Below are 14,459 nucleotides of genomic sequence, written 5' to 3' on the forward strand. Positions count from 1 at the left end.
ATGAACACTCACCCAGATATCCTTTGTATCGGCTCTGTCCTTTGGGACGTGATTGGCCGCTCGAGCAGCTCCATGCGTCAAGGCAATGATGTGCCCGGCCGCATCACACAATTGCCGGGCGGCGTTGCGTTGAACATCGCAATGACCCTGCGCCGTTTCGGTTTGCGCCCTGCCCTTCTGAGTGCAGTCGGCCGCGACGCCGCAGGGGATCAATTGGTGGATGAGCTCGAGGAAATGGGCCTTAGATGCGATTTTCTCTATCGCTCCGCTGATCTTCCAACGGATCGCTACATGGCCGTTGAAGGCGCTAACGGGCTGATCGCTGCAATCGCGGATGCGCATTCGCTTGAGACGGCTGGCGCGAAAATTCTTACGCCTTTGCAAGACGGCAGGCTCGCGCGTGATGATGCCCCCTATGACGGAATGATTGCGCTGGATGGCAATCTAACGCTGTCGTTATTGACGAAAATTGCTGGCGATCCGATGTTTCGCGCAGCGGACCTACGCGTCGCGCCTGCATCGCCCGGCAAGGCCGAACGCCTGCGCCCCTTTCTCGATCAGACCCGCGCGACGCTTTACGTCAATCTTGAGGAAGCAAATCTGCTCTGCCACAGCAACTTCACCACGGCAGCGGACGCTGCAAGCAAACTTTTGGATCGCGGCGCCGCGCGGGCCCTTGTGACCGATGGCGGAAACCTAGCTGCGGAAGCAGATAAAACAGGTCTGCGCCAAGCAACGCCGCCGCAAGTTCTGGTGGCTCGTGTCACAGGCGCTGGCGATACATTCATGGCGGCCCATATGAACGCAGAGCTGCGGAACGCCACTCCGCAAAGAGCCCTCGAAGATGCCCTTCACGCCGCAGCGCGGTATGTTTCAGGAGAAACAGCACATTGACGACCCTTCCTTTTATCCGCTCCAAAGCCGTCCAATCCGCATTTGATGCAGGCAGACCTATTGTCGCGCTGGAATCGACTATCATCACCCATGGCATGCCCTATCCGCAAAATCTGCAAATGGCGCGCAAGGTCGAGCAAACTGTGCGCGACGGCGGTGCCACGCCTGCAACGGTTGCAGTCATTGAAGGGCGCTTGCTTGTGGGCCTTGAGGATAATCAGTTAGAGGAACTGGCCCAAACAAAGGGCGCGGCCAAGCTTAGCCGCGCAGACATCGCCGTTTGCATGGCAAGCAAAGGAACGGGTGCAACAACGGTTGCCGCAACGATGATTGCGGCAAATCTTGCGGGTATTTCTGTCTTTGCAACAGGTGGGATTGGCGGCGTTCATCGCGGCGCTGAGGAAAGCTTTGATATCTCTGCTGATCTGCAAGAGCTGGCGCAAACTGCGGTTACTGTTGTTGCCGCTGGCGCAAAAGCGATCTTGGATATTCCCAAAACGTTAGAAGTTTTGGAAACTCTTGGTGTGCCGGTCATCGCCTTCGGCCAAGACACGGTTCCCGCATTCTGGTCGGCGCAAAGCGCGCATAAAGCCCCCTTGCGGCTTGATACTCCTTTGGACATCGCAAATGCCCACAAGATGCGCGGCGCGCTTGGGCTTCCGGGTGGGCAGCTTGTCACAAATCCTATCCCTGAAGCGGACGAAATTGCGCGCGCGGAAATGGATCCGGTGATCGAGCGCGCATTGCAGGATGCTCTTGATCATGGAATCAGCGGCAAATCTGTCACGCCCTATCTGCTGCAACGGGTTTTTGAGCTGACCAAGGGACGGTCTTTGACCGCGAATATTGCCCTCGTTTTGAACAATGCAGCACTTGCGGCACGGATTGCCTGCGAAATGGGTGACAATTAGCAGCCAGATCAGAAGCAGCCATTGCCCCCAATGATCGAGGTGCTTAGGTAGGGCCAAGAACGTTTGGAACACCTATATGAACACGCCATTTGACGAACACCCGCGCCGACCGGGCCTATTTGCATCTCTGCGCGCCAGCTTTTTAACTGGTTTGGTGGTTATCGCACCCGTTGGCCTAACGATTTGGCTCATCTGGTCGATCGTTGGCTGGATTGACAGCGTCGTGTTGCCTTTGGTGCCTTATACGTTCCAACCGGAAAAATATATCGGCATCAACCTGCGCGGCGTCGGTGTCATCATCTTCTTACTGTTCACGATTGTTGTGGGCTGGTTGGCCAAAGGGCTTTTAGGCCGCTCGCTGATCCGTTTTGCGGAAGGTATCGTTGAAAGCGTGCCTGTTGTGCGCTCGATCTATTCGGGCGTTAAGCAAATTGCTGAAACAGTATTCGCACAATCGGAACGGTCATTTGAGAAAGCCTGCCTGTTTGAATACCCACGCAAGGGGATTTGGGCGATTGGCTTTATTTCAACGACCGCCAAAGGCGAAGTCGCACAAAGTGCGGCGACGAGCGGCGATTTGGTCAGCATCTTCGTTCCGACAACGCCAAACCCCACGTCGGGATTCTTGCTGTTTTTCCCGCGCGAAGACATCATTGAGCTAGAAATGAGCGTTGAGGATGCCGCTAAACTGGTTATCTCAGCGGGGCTTGTTTACCCGAACGCAAAAGATCCGACTAAACCCGTTGAATAACGGGTTTTAGCTGAACATCGCTTGCAAATTAACGCTGCTCTTTTCGCCGATATCATCCAAATGCGCTTGTAAAAACGCATCGGCAGCACGTGTGCCCGCCTCTCGCAGAGCCAAAAGGATGGACGGGATAGCAACTGTTTTTGTGGCAACAGAGAGTTCCGTCATTAAAGCGTCATCAGCAATCATGTGAACATGAACGTTCTTCATGCTGCCTTGTTGCAAGGTCTGATCCCCGATGAGACGCTGCACAAAAGAGATCGCGCGCAATTCGCGCAAAAGCGATGAGTTAAAACTGATCTCGTTGATCCGGTTCTGGATTGCCTGCGCAGTCGTGGGGATCGCATCGCGCTCTAACGGGTTGATGTTGATAACCAAAATGTCCTCGGGCAATGCCTGATCAAACAGCGGGAACAACGGTGGATTTCCAGTGTACCCCCCATCCCAATAGGCTTCGCCATCAATTTCGACCGCGCGGAAAAGCGTCGGCAGACATGCGGATGCAAGCAATGCATCAGGGCCTATCTGCGCGCCTTGAAACACTTTCACCTTGCCGCTTCGAACATTGGTTGCACCAATATAGAGCGCAGGGCCTTCGCTGGCGCAGACTTCGCTGTAGTTGAAGCCCTCAACAATCGTTTGCAAAGGATGATTGTAGAATGGCCCCGAACTATAGGGGGAAGACATCCGCGAAAGAGTATCTGCGAACATTTTGACCGGCGAAAACTCTAACGCTTGGCTTATTGCAGATGGGGACAACTGGGCATGCAAGAACCACTGATCAAACCCTGCAGTTGAGGTTTTGGCCACCTTATCCCAAAGCGCATCAAGCGCTTCACGCGCGCCTGACGCGCCACCCTCTAACATGCCCGACTTCAAAGCCGCCGCGTTCAAAGCGCCAGCTGAAGTGCCGGAGATCGCAGCGATTTCGATGCTAGGTTCTTGCAATATGCGATCAAGCGCCCCCCAAGTGAAGGCACCATGCGCCCCGCCCCCTTGCAGGGCGAGGTTAATACGCTTTGTTGTCATTTTGATTATCTCGCTTTGAACAAGCCACCCAGAATGCCGCGCACGATGCGGCGACCTGTGGTACCCTTTAACTCTTTAATAACCACCTGCGCCATAGCGCTGCCAAAACTATCGCTTTTGGCGCGGCCACGGCTGGTGGAGCGGCTCACACGGGTGCCGCTATAGCGGCGGGCTGCCTTATATTCGCGCTCCGCAATCTCAAGCTCGTCTTCTCTGGCCTCTTCTTCCGCCGCAGCTTTTGCAGCTTGATCCGCCCGTGCACGCAGAATTTCGTATGCAGACTGACGATCAAACTTCGCTTCATATTTACCTGCGACATGCGAAGTTGCGATAACCTGCGCGCGCTCGGAGGGCGAAATAGGTCCGAGCTTTGAGCTTGGCGGGCGAATGAGCGTACGTTCGACCACTCCGGGAATGCCCTTCTTTTGCAACATCGACGTCACGGCCTCGCCCACGCCGACCTCACGAATTGCTTCGCCGGTATCAAACCGCGGATTATCGCGATAAGTCTCTGCCGCTTCTTTTAGGCGACGACGATCGCGCGCAGTAAAGGCACGAAGCGCGTGCTGAATACGATTGCCAAGTTGGCTCAGAACGTCTTCGGGGACATCAGACGGGTTCTGCGTGACGAAATAGATGCCAACGCCTTTTGAACGAATCAACCTAGCGACTTGCTCGACCTTATCCACCAATGGTTTCGGCGCGCCATCAAAGAGCAAATGCGCTTCGTCAAAGAAGAACACAAGCTTGGGCTTATCAGGATCACCGATTTCCGGCAGCTCTTCGAAAAGTTCAGACAACAGCCACAAAAGGAAAGTCGCGTATAGACGTGGAGCGCCCATCAGTTTGTCAGAGGCCAAGATATTGATCCGCCCTCGCCCGTCTGAATCCGTGCTTATGATATCCGAAAGCGCAAGCGCGGGTTCACCAAAGAGCATCGCCCCGCCCTGATTTTCAAGAACCAGAAGACGACGCTGAATGGCACCAATTGAGCCAACTGAGACGTTGCCATAGCGCAGCGTGAGCTCATCCCGGTTTTCACCGACCCAAACCAACAGCGCTTGCAAATCCTTAAGATCAAGCAGCGGCATGCCCTGCTCATCTGCAACGCGGAACGCAATGTTCACAACGCCTTCTTGCGGCTCGCTCAGCTCAAGCAGGCGAGAAACCAGCAGTGGCCCCATCTCCGCGACAGTCGTGCGTACGGGATGCCCTTGCTCGCCAAATAGGTCCCAAAAGGTGACAGGAAACTTGTCGTAGCTGTAATCTTCAAAGCCAATTTTTTCGGCGCGTGAGGTGAACGCGTCATGCAGTTTGAACGTATCCGAGCCCGCGGCCGCCAATCCTGAAAGATCGCCTTTTACATCCGTCAGGAACACAGGCACGCCAGCATTGGAAAAGTTCTCGGCAAGGATCTGCAATGTTACCGTCTTACCGGTGCCTGTCGCGCCAGCCACAAGCCCGTGACGGTTCGCATATTTCAGGCTCAACCATTGCTTTTCTGTATAATCCGGCCCGCCGCCGCCGACGAAAATATGATGGTCCATTGGCTTCTCCCGGACTTGCTTAAAACTGTAAGTGTATTGTCCTGATAGAAAGGACCACACGGAAACGGCACGTTAACTTATTCATGTCAAAGTGCAATCTGTTCGCAGCCGACTGTCCTCGTGCTGTGGGCGGACTTCCTCCCTGTCAGACTTACCGCGCCCTTGTGGCGCGGTTTTTTTATGTGATTTCAAATCATTGCACCCAGAGATCGAAAAAATCGCATTTTTTTCTGCTTGACGCACAAAGGATGCGACATTCTGACAGTTTTCCTGTTGACGCTTGAGTTTCACCATCGTAACGTTGCGCCAATAAGTCGGCCAGTCTGACGGGGAAAATAAATAGGAGGGAAGATCCGCAAGAGATCTTCCCTTTTTTATTGAAAAATTCCAACGCGTTATCAGGTTCCTCATTATTACCCTTGGCCTTGCCAAGCGATCCAGTTTGCGCAAAATAAGCAGAAGTTCGCCACAATTTCGATTACAAGCCACTGACAGCGAAAAACTCGCATGTTATGCAGGCTCAAACAAACAAAGTCAGGAAGCCTTTGATGATAACTCGTACGTTCGCCCTTTCCGCCATCGCCTGTTTTGCGCTATCCAGCGCGACCTTGGCGCAAACGGCTACTGAAACGGCCGACGAAAGCAAACCCATCGCTCCGATTGAAACTGATTTGAACATGGGCGAAGACGCCGATGTCCCTCAAGTTGGCCAAACCTACATTCGCGAGAACGAGCAGGATTGGGAAATTCAGTGTATTCGCGGTGAAGCCGATGCCGAAGCCGAAGAGCCCTGCCAAATGTACCAGCTTCTAAAAGACGACGAAGGCAATTCCGTCGCTGAAGTGAGCATTTTCCGTCTTCCTGCTGGTGGACAGGCGATTGCGGGCGCGACTGTTGTTGTGCCGCTCGAAACATCCTTGCAAGCGCAACTTCGTATTTCTGTAGATGGCGCGCAGGGCAAGCGTTACCCCTATTCTTTCTGTAACCCTATCGGCTGCTTTGCACGGATTGGCCTGACCAAAGGTGACGTTGACGGTTTCAAACGTGGGGCGTCTGCGACAGTAACAATCGTTCCTTTCCTCGCGCCTGATCAGAAAGTTGACCTGAATATGTCCCTGAAAGGGTTCACCGCGGGATATGACAAATCATCTGTCGTTACGCAGTAATTCAAAACTGACAAAAACGAAAAGGCGCGCCATCTTGGCGCGCTTTTTTAGTCTGAGGCTATACTTTTCGAAGCGCGATCACGGCGTTCAGCCCACCGAAGGCAAAGGCGTTGCTCAAGACAACCTCAACATTCGCATCGCGCGCCTCATTTGGCACCACATCCAATGCGCATTCCGGATCGGCCTCTTCATAACCGATCGTCGGGGCAATGACCCCGTCGCGCAGTGCCATGATGCAGGCCAAAAGCTCTACCGCTCCTGTGCCGCCAATCAAATGACCGTGCATGGACTTGGTCGAGCTGATCATTAATTCATCTGCATGCGGGCCAAATACATCTGCGACTGCGGCGCACTCGGTCTTGTCATTTGCTGCCGTTCCGGTGCCATGCGCATTAATGTAACCGACTTCGGAACGATCAATCTTGGCGTCTTGCAAAGCGCCTGCAATCGCACGCGCCGCGCCCTGCTTGGAGGGCATCACAATATCAGCGGCATCCGAGGACATCGCAAAACCAGCAACTTCGCACAGGATATCTGCGCCGCGCGCCTGTGCGTGTTCCATTTCTTCGAACACGAAAATGCCAGCCCCCTCGCCCTGCACCATCCCGTTTCGGTTCGCACTAAAGGGGCGGCACGCATCCTTTGACATCACGCGCAGCCCTTCCCAAGCTTTCACGCCGCCAAAACACAGCATCGATTCCGACCCGCCCGTAACCATGACCTCGGCCATCCCTGTGCGGATCATCGAAAAGGCCTGCGCCATCGCATGATTGGACGAAGCACAAGCGGTTGAAACTGTAAAGCTGGGCCCCTTCAGATTATGTTCCATCGAGATATGACTACAGGCCGCGTTGTTCATCAGTTTGGGCACAACAAATGGGTGAACACGGTTCTTTCCGTCCTCATAGACAGAACGGTAATTGTCATCCCACGTGCTAACGCCCCCCCCCGCAGTGCCAAGAACAACGCCGGAACGCGCGGATAATTCGCCAGTAAACTCTATTCCAGACTGCGCAATCGCTTCTTTTGCGGCGCAAAGCGTGAATTGGGTAAAGCGGTCATACAAGGTCATTTGTTGACGGTTGAACAACGCGTCTGTTTCAAATCCTTTGACCTGCCCGCCAATTTGAATAGACAGACGCTCGACATCCCGAAATTCGAGCGGACCGATGCCGCACCGCCCGTTCTGCATGGCATCCAGAGTTGCATGGACAGACTTGCCAAGGGCGTTGATCGTTCCCGCGCCTGTGATGACAACGCGTCTCACGATTTCGCTGCGATTAAAGCTTCGATACCTGCGATAATCGTTTCCACAGAGGAAATATCAAATTCGCTTTTCTCAGGTTCGTTGGCGTTAAATGGAATGGTGATATCAAAAGCTTCCTCAATCGCGAAAATGCTTTCAACCAACCCCAAACTATCAATGCCAAGGCTTTCAAGGGTGCTCTCACCACTTACATCATCGACGTCTAAAAGCGCTTGCTCGGCGATGATTTCAAAGACTTGCGTGCGTATGCTCATGGCCATGTCCTTTGTGCCAAATACGTTAGCGTTGATTTAGTCTGTGCTGCGCGCGTTGGAAACATCCTTTTTCAAGGCTGTGACATCGCTGAACAATCTCGGCAAGCGGCGCAAGAGTTTGTGAATTTCGATCTGCTTGTCCATTTTGACAGCAGGATATCCGAGCATCACACGCCCTGCTGGCACATTCGCCAACACTTTGGTCGCCCCGCCCGTGATGACGTTGTCGCCCACAAAAACGTTGTCGCTTACCCCTGTTTGCCCACCAAGCACGACATTGTTGCCAATGCGGGTTGAGCCGGCAATGCCAACCTGTGCGCAAATCATGCAATCGTTTCCGATCACGACATTATGCCCGACCTGAGCAAGGTTATCGAATTTGCATCCGTTGCCAACAATCGTGTCGCGCACCGTTCCGCGATCAATGCAGGAGTTTGCGCCAATCTCAACGTCATCGCCGATCTGCACAGACCCAAGCGAGTAAATGCGCGTCCAGCTTTGAGCTTTGATATCACCTTGATCCCCGAGCGAGTCGCGCGCGCGCTCAACTGCGCCAACCTCTGGCGTCACAAAAGAAAATCCGTCGCCGCCGATGGTTGCGCCCGGTTGTGCAATAAACCGCGCACCGATGGAAACACCCGCTCCAATGCGCACGCCCTCGCGCAGAATTGCGTTTTCTCCAATGACAGCGCCGCGTCCAATAAAGACCTGCGCGCTAATCTGCGCACCCGCACCAATTTGCGCACCAGCTTCGATGACCGCCAATGGGCCAATGCTTACCCCATCGCCAAGTTGAGAAGCGGGATCGACGATGGCAGAGGCATGAACCCCGGCAACGGCGCGTGGCGTAGGATCCATCATCGCGCTCAGACCTGCCATTGCAAAACGGGGTCGAGGTGCAAGAATGGCAGCTTTCAAACCAAAACCTTGCCAATCGGCCCCCTCCCAAAGCATAGCGGATACGGCGTTTCCTTCGCTCAACTGAGCTGCAAACTCGGGCTTCATCGCCAAAGCAAGCTGATTGCTAGAGGCCTGTGCAGGCTCCGCGACGGAGGCGATTTTCAGGGCCACATCGCCCACGGCCTCAGCGCCAAGCGCAGTCGCGATTTGCTCAATTGTATAGCTCATAGCTCGTCCCATCGCAGTGTTGGCGTTGATGTAGGCGATATCGCGCGGCGAGGCAAACCCCGCCAAGCGCTTATCCGTTCGTTGAAACAGAAAAAGCCGGGGCTTCCCCCGGCTTTCTCAAATCAATCAAAGGCGTGGATTAGCCGCCAACCGCGCGCATTTGCACGCCTGCTTTGACCAGCGCCGAATAAACACGTGCGTCGCGGCCATAGATGTCGCGGCGGAAGTTCACACGCCCATCTGCGGTCACAAATGCTGTGCGATATACAATATGTACAGGCACAGGTTCATTCAGGTTCACGCGGGTTTCATTGCCTGTTTTAAGCTTGGCCTGAAAGAATCCCTTTGGATCATTTGTCTGCTTGGCCAGCAACGCATAAGCAAAATCAAACGGCTGGTGCAAACGGATGCAGCCATGCGAATAGGCGCGCACTTCGCGGCTAAACAAGTTCTTTGCAGGCGTGTCATGCAGATAGATGTTGTAACGGTTCGGGAACATGAACTTTACGAGACCCAAAGCATTTCCACGGCTCGGAGGCTGCTTGATGTTGTAAGGAAAGGTCTTGGCTGAATAGGCACCAAAGTTCGCAGCAGAGCGGGACACAGTGCGACCGCGACTGTCAACAATGCGCAGGTGACCGACGGCATTCGGGTTACGCTGCAAAAGCGGCAGGTATTCTTTTGTCGCAATCGAGCGCGGAACGTTCCACGTCGGGTTAATCACCATGAATTCCATCACATCAGAGAATTCGGGGCTACGGCGATCACTCTGGTTTTTACCAATGACGGAACGGGTTTTGAATGTTTCTTTGCCGTTATCAATGATCGCAGCGCTGAAATCTGTCAAATTCACCCAAACGTGGCGCTTACCGCGTGGACGGTTCATCCAACGCTCACGCTCCATCGCGACCATCACGGCCTGTAAATGCGATTCAATCGGGCGATTGATCTCGGACATCGTTCCAGGACCCGCAACGCCATCAGGGTTCAAGCCGCGCGACGCCTGAAATTGCTGCACAGCGGATTGCATCGCAGCATCGTAGGTCTGCGAAGAAGACCGCTTGAGATATCCCATCACCTGCAAACGGTTGCGCAGGATTACAACCGCATTGCCAGACTGGCCTGGCTTTAGCGACTTAGCAGGAACCTTCTGCCCCCAGCCACCATTGGCCAATTGACGCTCCATCAAGAGTTTGGATTTCATCAAACGCGCATATTCTGGCGCCGTCGGAGCCAATGCATTGAAAAAGCGCTTTGGCGAGGACTTGGTAAAGTTCGTGAGATAGGACACACGATCGCGCAGCGGAATCTGGCGCACGATGTCGCTATCGACTTTCGATGGAACCAAGACACCGGTTTGCAGATCTCTGGAGTATTGCAAGAAAATCCGGCTCATTTCGACTTCGACCGCACCACGCTCACGCGGGCTGCGCGCATTCTTGAGCAGCGCTTTCAGTTGGGTCGGGTTGTAGCGCGAAACAGGCAAACCGTGATCAGCGGCGTTCGTTACCGCATTCAAAAGCGCATCGCGGCGCTGGCGATCTTTTCCGCTTCGGCCTGTCCAAATCGCTTTATATTTGTTCGCCTGATAAAAGGCAGCGATGTCTTTGTCTTTTGCAGCCGCTTCGGCGACGGCCTGCTTGAACGCAGTAACCTGCGCAGTGGCAGGGCTCGCCAACAATGCAAGGCTAAGAAGGGTGAACGCAAAAACAGGTAGAAGCGTTCTGAAAATACTATGTGTCTGACTGCGAAGCGTTTGCATCGTTGTCCCCCGAAAATACAATTTTTGTCCACACTGGCAGCGTGTGGGTCTTAGACGCTGTCTTCTTTCATTGCCCCCTGCTCTGTCCATTCACATTTCGTCGAGCGTGAAACAAAAGACGAAGTGTGGTGCAGCACTGCACCGCGCACTCGCCCGAAAGGTGCACATAAATGATATTTTTACAATTTTGAGCAAAAAAATGCCGAAATTGGTTGCCAAATTACAGATAGAGAAATCGAGGCTTGGTTGCCGATTCGAACTGTGTCATAGAGCGGTTACTGCGGGGATGAATTAGGCAGAGCATCTGTAACATCAGATGCGAACAGGTAAAAACGGGACGGACTTGAGTATGTCAGACGGGATGAGTACCGGCGTTACACGCCGTGGCCTGCTTGGTGCCTTTGCGGCAACAGCAGTAGTAGCCACTCCTACCTACTCCAATGCAGCAGGTTTCCTGCGCGGTGGTGGCGATATCCGACGTATCAAAATGTATTCTGGCCGTACTGGCGAGCGTATCGACATGATTTATTGGGTCGAAGGCAAATACATCAAAGAAGCAGTTCAGGAAGTTCACCATTTTATGCGCGATTGGCGCACGAATGATGTTAAGTTCATTGATCTTCGCACAATTGATGTAATGGCCGCAGCGCATAACCTATTGGACTCAAGCGAACCTTACATGTTGCTGTCCGGCTATCGCAGCCCAAAAACCAACGCAATGCTGCGTTCACGTTCTAAAGGCGTCGCCAAAAATTCACTTCACATGAAGGGTCAGGCGGCTGATCTGCGACTATCATCGCGCTCTGTCAGCCAAGTTTCACGCGCCGCATCTGCCTGCCGCGGCGGCGGCGTTGGGCGTTACTCTGGCTCTAACTTTGTGCACATGGATTGCGGACCTGTCCGCACTTGGGGCAGATAAGCTTTCCCCAAAAGCATCTAAATTCAAACGAAGCCCTGCATTTGCAAGGGCTTTTTTTGTGCCTCCCGCTCCCAGTTCCTGCCTGCTAAACGGGCGAAAAGCGACATCCAAATTGGTCGCAAGCATGCATGAGTTTCCCAAATTGCCCCACCATGCTGGGTGAAACGGGAGGCCTGATATGAACCATCATTATCGCGACACACGCAAGATTGACCCAAGCAAAGGCGACACGCTCGGTGATGGAAGCCCTAATGAAAACGACAGAATCGAAATTGGGCCAACGCAGCTTGCCTTTAACGAATGGGAGGCTGCGGGGCTTGAGCTGCCCAATCTAGCACGCATGCGCGAATACCGCTGGAAACGTTTGACCCAACATATCGTTGATCGCGGTTATGCTGGTCTTCTGATGTTCGACCCCCTCAACATTCGCTACGCCACCGACAGCACAAATATGCAGCTTTGGAATACCCACAACCCGTTCCGCGCGGTTCTGCTGTGCGCCGATGGTTACATGGTGATCTGGGACTACAAAAACTCACCTTTCTTAAGTAAATTCAATCCCCTGGTGCGCGAGCAACGATCAGGCGCCGACCTTTTCTACTTTGATCGCGGCGACAAGATTGACGTGCAAGCCGATGTCTTTTCCAACGAAGTACGTGTCCTTCTCGAAGAACACGCTGGCGGTAACAAGCGCCTCGCGGTGGACAAAATCATGCTTCACGGGTTGCGCGCACTCGAAGAGCAAGGCTTTGAAATCATGGAAGGCGAGGAAGTCACAGAAAAATCGCGCTCGATCAAAGGGCCCGATGAAATCCTAGCGATGCGATGCGCATCGCAAGCCTGCGAGGATGCGTGTTTTGAGATGGAGCAATTCGCGCGCACACAAGTGCCGTTGGGCAATACATCTGAAGATGACATTTGGGCGGTTCTTCATGCGGAAAACATCAAGCGCGGCGGCGAGTGGATCGAGACCCGCCTGCTGGCTTCGGGCCAACGCACAAATCCATGGTTCCAAGAATGTGGCCCCCGCATAGTTCAAAACAATGAAATCATTGCCTTTGATACAGATCTTATCGGTTCCTATGGCATTTGCGTCGACATTTCACGCACATGGTGGATCGGCGATCAAAAGCCACGCCAAGATATGATCGACACGATGAAACATGCCCATGAATTTATCATGCACAACATGTCGTTGCTCAAGCCGGGATTGATGATCCCAGATCTAATCGATCAATGTATGGAGCACCCGGAAAAGTTCAAAGCGCAACAATATGGCTGTATGATGCATGGCGTCGGCCTATGTGATGAATGGCCATTGGTGGCACATAAATCCAAGCATGTGCCTGGATCATTCGACTATCCGCTCGAGCCCGGCATGGTTCTGTGCGTTGAAGCGGCTTGTGGCGAGGTCGGCGGCGATTTTTCGATCAAGTTGGAAGACCAAGTTCTCATAACTGAAGACGGTTATGAAAACCTTACGAAATATCCCTTTGATCCGGCGTTGATGGGAAATGCATAACACAAAACGAGGGCCGATCACCTCACCGCGATTGCGTTGTAACACGCCTTCACACTTGCAAGAAAAGCCCCCACTCTAGGGTCCAAGCAAGGAGAATGCGGATGCCTATAGAACGCCTTACTTTTACTGGTCACTCCGGAGCGCATTTGGCGGCTCGGCTTGATCTACCAGATGGGCCACACCTCGCTACGGCGTTGTTTGCCCATTGCTTCACTTGCTCAAAGGATATTCCAGCGGCGCGCCGTATTTCTCAGCGCCTCGCGGACCAAGGCATCGCCGTTTTGCGGTTTGATTTTACCGGGCTCGGGCATTCTCAAGGCGAATTTGCGAACACGACATTTACTTCCAACGTTGATGACCTGAAGGCCGCTGCGAACATGTTGACCAAGCGCGGCATGCCCCCGAGCCTGTTGATAGGCCACTCTCTTGGCGGCGCTGCAATTCTCAAGGTCGCGCCCACACTCGAGGGCGTGAAAGCCGTTGTGACATTAGCTGCGCCGTTTGACCCTGAACATGTCACTCACAACTTTAGCGGCGCATTAAAGGACATCGCAACAAACGGTCAGGCACAGGTGAATCTCGGCGGTCGCCCAATCACGATCGGCAAAGCTTTCGTTGAAGACGTCAGCGGCACTTCACTAAACGACGCGCTAAGCGCTTCAAAAGCTGCGCTTTTGGTTATGCATGCGCCGCGTGATGAGGTGGTGGGAATAGATAACGCGACGCGTATTTTTACCGCAGCGCAACATCCCAAGAGCTTTGTGACTTTGGATGACGCCGACCATCTGATCAGTGATCCCGACGATGCGTATCACGCCGCGGACGTCATTGCGACTTGGAGCTCGCGCTACCTCAAATTGCCCAAAGCCGCGCCCCCCATTGGCACCCCAGAAGGCATCGTTCGCGTTCGCGAAGCAGACCCTCGCGGTTTTTTGCAAGATGTCTATAGCGGCTCGGATCATCATACCTTGGCTGATGAACCTCTCGCGTATGGCGGGACAAATCGTGGAATGTCCCCTTACGGATTTTTGTCGGCCGCACTTGGTGCTTGCACATCAATGACCATTAGAATGTATGCGCGCCGCAAAGGGTGGCCGCTGACAAGTGTGTCTGTCGATGTGAGCCATGACAAAATGCACGCCCAAGACAGTGGAACGCTGGGCAAGATTGACGGGTTCAAACGCATTATTTCGCTGGTTGGCGACTTGGACGAGACGCAGCGCACTAGGCTTCTGGAAATCGCCGATAAATGCCCTGTTCATAAGACCTTGGAGCGCAGTTCTCAGGTAATCACAGAGCTTGCTTGAGTTGG

At 53.6% G+C, this 14,459-nt stretch carries 13 protein-coding genes; 7 read left to right on the forward strand and 6 right to left on the reverse strand.

The genetic code is table 11. From position 1 onward, the window contains the following. The 3 genes from ACRBCU_RS12550 to ACRBCU_RS12560 all read left to right on the forward strand — a co-directional run bounded on the left by ACRBCU_RS12550 (position 1) and on the right by ACRBCU_RS12560 (position 2,556). Positions 1-894: a PfkB family carbohydrate kinase gene (locus ACRBCU_RS12550; RefSeq protein WP_431365732.1), complete on the forward strand. Its 894-nt coding sequence runs from the start codon at positions 1-3 to the stop codon at positions 892-894. Continuing rightward, complete coding sequence (locus ACRBCU_RS12555; RefSeq protein ID WP_431365733.1) at positions 891-1,805, forward strand: pseudouridine-5'-phosphate glycosidase; 915 nt, start codon at positions 891-893, stop codon at positions 1,803-1,805. Before ACRBCU_RS12550 ends, ACRBCU_RS12555 begins: the two co-directional genes overlap by 4 nt. Before the next feature lie 76 nt (positions 1,806-1,881). Next, positions 1,882-2,556 carry a DUF502 domain-containing protein gene (locus tag ACRBCU_RS12560; protein WP_431365734.1) on the forward strand — a complete coding sequence of 225 codons (675 nt, stop codon included), beginning with the start codon at positions 1,882-1,884 and terminating at the stop codon, positions 2,554-2,556. A gap of 6 nt (positions 2,557-2,562) precedes the next feature. Here the strand turns inward: ACRBCU_RS12560 and ACRBCU_RS12565 are convergent, their stop codons facing one another. Together ACRBCU_RS12565 and ACRBCU_RS12570 are read right to left on the reverse strand one after the other, a co-directional pair. After that, on the reverse strand, positions 2,563-3,582 hold the full coding sequence (locus ACRBCU_RS12565; protein WP_431365735.1) for a patatin-like phospholipase family protein: 1,020 nt from the start codon (positions 3,580-3,582) through the stop codon (positions 2,563-2,565). 5 nt (positions 3,583-3,587) lie between these two features. Further along, positions 3,588-5,129 carry a helicase HerA-like domain-containing protein gene (locus ACRBCU_RS12570; RefSeq protein WP_431365736.1) on the reverse strand — a complete coding sequence of 514 codons (1,542 nt, stop codon included), beginning with the start codon at positions 5,127-5,129 and terminating at the stop codon, positions 3,588-3,590. Between the two features lie 548 nt (positions 5,130-5,677). Between ACRBCU_RS12570 and ACRBCU_RS12575 the strand changes: the two genes are divergently transcribed. Continuing rightward, on the forward strand, positions 5,678-6,295 hold the full coding sequence (locus tag ACRBCU_RS12575) for an invasion associated locus B family protein (RefSeq protein WP_431365737.1): 618 nt from the start codon (positions 5,678-5,680) through the stop codon (positions 6,293-6,295). 58 nt (positions 6,296-6,353) lie between these two features. Here the strand turns inward: ACRBCU_RS12575 and ACRBCU_RS12580 are convergent, their stop codons facing one another. From ACRBCU_RS12580 to ACRBCU_RS12595, 4 genes are all read right to left on the reverse strand, one after another. Then, positions 6,354-7,562 (reverse strand): beta-ketoacyl-[acyl-carrier-protein] synthase family protein, encoded by a 1,209-nt coding sequence (locus ACRBCU_RS12580; protein ID WP_431365738.1) that lies wholly within the window; start codon positions 7,560-7,562, stop codon positions 6,354-6,356. After that, positions 7,559-7,816 (reverse strand): acyl carrier protein, encoded by a 258-nt coding sequence (locus tag ACRBCU_RS12585; protein ID WP_431365739.1) that lies wholly within the window; start codon positions 7,814-7,816, stop codon positions 7,559-7,561. The genes ACRBCU_RS12580 and ACRBCU_RS12585 overlap by 4 nt, the downstream gene beginning before the upstream one ends. Positions 7,817-7,852: 36 nt before the next feature. Then, on the reverse strand, positions 7,853-8,944 hold the full coding sequence (gene lpxD / locus ACRBCU_RS12590; protein WP_431365740.1) for a UDP-3-O-(3-hydroxymyristoyl)glucosamine N-acyltransferase: 1,092 nt from the start codon (positions 8,942-8,944) through the stop codon (positions 7,853-7,855). A 139-nt stretch (positions 8,945-9,083) separates the two neighbouring features. Continuing rightward, the gene (locus ACRBCU_RS12595; RefSeq protein WP_431365741.1) at positions 9,084-10,706 is read right to left on the reverse strand and encodes a L,D-transpeptidase family protein; all 1,623 of its coding nucleotides are present in this window, start codon (positions 10,704-10,706) and stop codon (positions 9,084-9,086) included. Positions 10,707-11,055: 349 nt separating this feature from the next. Between ACRBCU_RS12595 and ACRBCU_RS12600 the strand changes: the two genes are divergently transcribed. The 3 genes from ACRBCU_RS12600 (at position 11,056) to ACRBCU_RS12610 (ending at position 14,454) form a co-directional block, all read left to right on the forward strand. Continuing rightward, positions 11,056-11,625 carry a YcbK family protein gene (locus tag ACRBCU_RS12600; RefSeq protein WP_431365742.1) on the forward strand — a complete coding sequence of 190 codons (570 nt, stop codon included), beginning with the start codon at positions 11,056-11,058 and terminating at the stop codon, positions 11,623-11,625. Between the two features lie 178 nt (positions 11,626-11,803). Further along, positions 11,804-13,147 (forward strand): dimethylsulfonioproprionate lyase DddP, encoded by a 1,344-nt coding sequence (gene dddP / locus ACRBCU_RS12605; RefSeq protein ID WP_431365743.1) that lies wholly within the window; start codon positions 11,804-11,806, stop codon positions 13,145-13,147. A 101-nt stretch (positions 13,148-13,248) separates the two neighbouring features. Further along, the gene (locus tag ACRBCU_RS12610) at positions 13,249-14,454 is read left to right on the forward strand and encodes a bifunctional alpha/beta hydrolase/OsmC family protein (protein ID WP_431365744.1); all 1,206 of its coding nucleotides are present in this window, start codon (positions 13,249-13,251) and stop codon (positions 14,452-14,454) included. The last annotated feature ends 5 nt before the right edge of the window (positions 14,455-14,459 follow it).

The sequence above is a fragment of the Planktotalea sp. genome, assembly GCF_050633725.1.
Classification (GTDB): Bacteria; Pseudomonadota; Alphaproteobacteria; order Rhodobacterales; family Rhodobacteraceae; genus Planktotalea.